General features: G+C 57.7%; 1 protein-coding gene. It reads left to right on the top strand.

Features of this window, described 5'->3' with window-relative positions; all coding sequences use genetic code 11:
- Positions 1-35 precede the first annotated feature (35 nt).
- A partial coding sequence (locus LYNGBM3L_RS13045; protein WP_161603159.1) for an FG-GAP-like repeat-containing protein occupies positions 36-2,226 on the top strand: 2,191 nt, incomplete at its 3' end.

Here is a 2,226-nt window from a genome sequence, read left to right as displayed (position 1 = left end):
TCTTCAGTGTGCCCAGTCATTTGCCCGCGACGGATGTGGCAGAGACGGCACTAGGTGACATCAATCATGACGGTCGCCTCGACCTCATCGTGCTCACTCGCACCAAGGTGATGTTTTGGCTGGGCGACCCTGACGGACTGCGGTTGTCGGAACAGGATCTGCCCGTGCAAGATCACCAGCACCTAGTGCTTGCCGACGTTGATGGTGACCAAGATCTTGACGTGATCGTTTCCGACTATCAAGCGGCACGTGTCTACCGAAACGAGGGCGATGGGACATTTGGTCGAGCCGACCGACTACAACTAGCTGCTCGAATATCATCTGGTGACCTGGATGCGGATGGTGACACCGATCTCGTCGGGCGCCATACCGATGGTTCGCTCCGCATCGGCAAGAACGATGGGAAGGGGAAATTTGACGTTTCAGGCGCGCCCGTTTTTCCGACAGGCGTAGATTGGGTAGACCTCGAAGATATGGATAGCGATGGCGACCTCGATATCGTCGTTCATCGGCCGGACTCGGTCCGCTTTCTGCTAAATCAAGACGGTGAGAAGTTCATCCAAGGGGCACAGTTCGACTTCGGCGCAGCATTCGCGGACCTCGACAATGATGGTGACGTTGACGCATTGACCGGTGATGGGCAGATTCTCAGGAACAACGGCGACGCTGTCTTTAGTGGCAGAACTCCTTCCGTGCCCCAGTACGTTCCACGCACGACTTTTGTGGACTTCGACGCCGACGGCGATTTAGATGCACTTCGAGATGGCCTTTGGATCAACAATGGTGATGAGTTCATCCGTGAGGAAGGAAGTCCCGCGTTCTACAATATGAGCGTGGGTGATCTGGATCAGGACGGCGATCTCGACGTGGTTTCGCCCGATTTCGCGGGACCCAGGATTCTCTGGCAGGTCGAACACGACACGGATGTGTCCGTGGATATCTCGACCTCCCGCTATCAGTTTGCGGCGGGCGTGGAGCTTCCCACGCGGTACGTCGTAGAGGTCAGGAATCACGGTGAACAGTTGCTTGACAACGTCACGCTTGATATCGCCCTAGATGCTCAGTTAAAGGATGCCAAGTGGACTTGTAGCTCGAATACTGGCACAGCATGCTCCACTTCGGAAGGGCCAGGGCAAGAAGCGAGACTTACAGACAAACTAACGCTGGGACCCTTAGCGTCGGTGACCTACCTCATCGAAGCGACCGTTCCCGCGGATGCGATGGGCACGATCGCAGCCCGCGCAGCGCTCGACTTCGAGGGGCGAGATGTCAATTCAGAGAACAACTCATCCAGTGTCATCGCAGCGGTACTACCGTACGCACTGTTGCCCAGCGGGGGTGTGCTGAGCCCTGGTGACTCGATCTTCCTCGAACGCGGGTATCAAGACCTGAGCGCAGCCGGCCCCGGGGAGATGGTTTTCCATTCGGCAAATGGCAGTCGTGAACTCTCGGTCTTGAATCCCAGCAGCTCAGGCGCCGAGTTTCCGGTGCCAAGCATTCGGCCGGGTGAAAGCCTCCGAGCAACCGTTACGGGGCTTCAAACCGTGGAGGGCGAGATGCTCCCCAATCGAGTTCTTGAGTTTCGTGGCGAGGTGCCTCACGGGAGAGGCGCGCTCGCGGTGGAGAGAAGCGTGCCCGACGCGCTACCGACAAACTCCTGGGGCGAGTCCGTGGCGTTAGCCGACGTTGATTCCGACGGAGATCTTGATGCCTTTCTGGGGTTTGAACAGGGGGCATCGACGTTGCTGATCAATGCCGACGGCAATTTCATGGCGAGTGAACAGCAATTTGTCGGCAGCACCGCCGTGGCTTTCGGTGATCTCGACGCGGACGGCGATCCGGACATGGTTCGCGGAACGGTAAAGGGCATGGAAGTCAGTCTCAATGAGAACGGAACGTTCGAACGCGGTGACCGTCTGAGCAGTCAGTTCGTGTCGCAGCGGGGGGTGCAGCTGGCGGATCTGGATGCTGACGGTGATCTCGATATGATTTGGGCCGAGATGCGGACAAGATTGGGTCCGGGCGAGGACTCCCTGCGTATCGCAATGAATAGCGGTAGCGGAGAATTCGAAGAGTCCCATGCTCCGCTGAATATTGGCCAAGCTTTCGAGGCGGCCGTCCATACCGCCGATATCGAGGGTGACGGCGACATGGACTTAGTCGCCTTCGTTCATGGACGCGCGATTGTGTGGTCGAATGACGGTCGAGGGTCTTTTCAGTTAGACC

Source organism: Moorena producens 3L (genome assembly GCF_000211815.1).
Lineage (GTDB): Bacteria > Cyanobacteriota > Cyanobacteriia > Cyanobacteriales > Coleofasciculaceae > Moorena > Moorena producens.
The sequence above is the reverse complement of the archived record's forward strand: the minus strand, read 5'-3'. Positions and strand labels throughout refer to the sequence as shown.